At 68.0% G+C, this 1,185-nt stretch carries 1 protein-coding gene; it reads left to right on the plus strand.

The window, feature by feature from the left end; translation table 11 throughout:
• The first annotated feature begins 71 nt into the window (after positions 1 to 71).
• Entirely contained in the window at positions 72 to 1,142 is a 1,071-nt protein-coding gene (locus EIZ45_RS47295) for an integrase core domain-containing protein (protein ID WP_134736129.1), read from the plus strand.
• Positions 1,143 to 1,185 lie beyond the last annotated feature (43 nt).

Genomic DNA, 1,185 nt, shown 5'->3' on the forward strand with positions numbered 1-1,185 from the left:
GCCTGTCCTGGTCGAGAATGCGGCAACCCCGGTTTGACCTGGGCAATCGTGACGCCCGACGATCAGCAAGCGTGTCTGGTCGTCTGGTCTATCGGCTCCTTGTCCACGTACTGTCCTGGCTTGCCCTGTTCGCTCGGTCATCGGCGTCGAAAGACGTGGAGATCCTCGCATTACGGCACGAGGTCGCTGTGCTGCGACGGAACAATCCGAGGCCTCGCCTGTCCTGGCCGGATCGCGCGGTCCTGGCCGCGCTTGCCCGGATGCTTCCCAAGACGCTCCGCGCCCACCGGATTGTCACGCCTGCAACGTTGTTACGCTGGCACCGCAGGCTGATCACCGCGCGGTGGCGGCAGCCGAAGCCGCCGGGTCGGCCACCGATCAGTGACGAGATCACCGCGCTGATCGCGCGCCTGGCGACGGAGAACCGGACCTGGGGCGTGGTCCGCATCCAAGGCGAGCTGCGTCGGCTCGGACACTGCGTCGCTGCCTCCACCATCCGCCGGATCCTACGCAACCGCCGGATCCCGCCACCGTCCCGTCGCGGCGACACGTGGCGGACGTTCCTGCGCGCCCAGGCCGACGGTCTGCTCGCGGTCGACTTCTTCCACGTCGACACCGTGGTCCTGAAGCGCCTGTACGCGGCTTTCGTGATCGAGCACCGCACCCGCCGGGTCCACCTGCTCGGCGTCACCGACCACCCGACCGGAGCCTGGGCAACCCAAATGGCCCGCAACCTAGCCACGGATCTTGACGGTGCCGGACGCCGGTTCACCCACCTGATCCGCGACCGAGACGCCAAGTTCACCGCCGCATTCGACGCGGTGTTCGCCTCGATCGGCGTCGACGTCGTGCGCACCGCGCCGCAGACGCCGCGGATGAACGCGATCGCCGAACGGTGGATCTCCGCCGTCCGCCGCGAGTGCACCGACCGGATGCTCATCACCGGCCGCCGCCACCTCCACCACGTGCTCGACACCTACGTCGAGCACTACAACACCGGCCGCAGCCACCAAGGTCAGGGCGTTGAGCTACGCGCGCCCGATGACGACCCGAAGGTGATCCCATTGCCCACCCCGCCGATCCGGATCACACGCAGGCGACGCCTCGGAGGACTGCTCAGCGAGTACCGACCCGCCGCCTAAAACACAGGTCACAGCCGGTGGCAGCGTTTTCGACCAGGACAGG

This window comes from Amycolatopsis sp. CFH S0740 (assembly GCF_004522315.1).
GTDB lineage: Bacteria > Actinomycetota > Actinomycetes > Mycobacteriales > Pseudonocardiaceae > Amycolatopsis > Amycolatopsis nivea.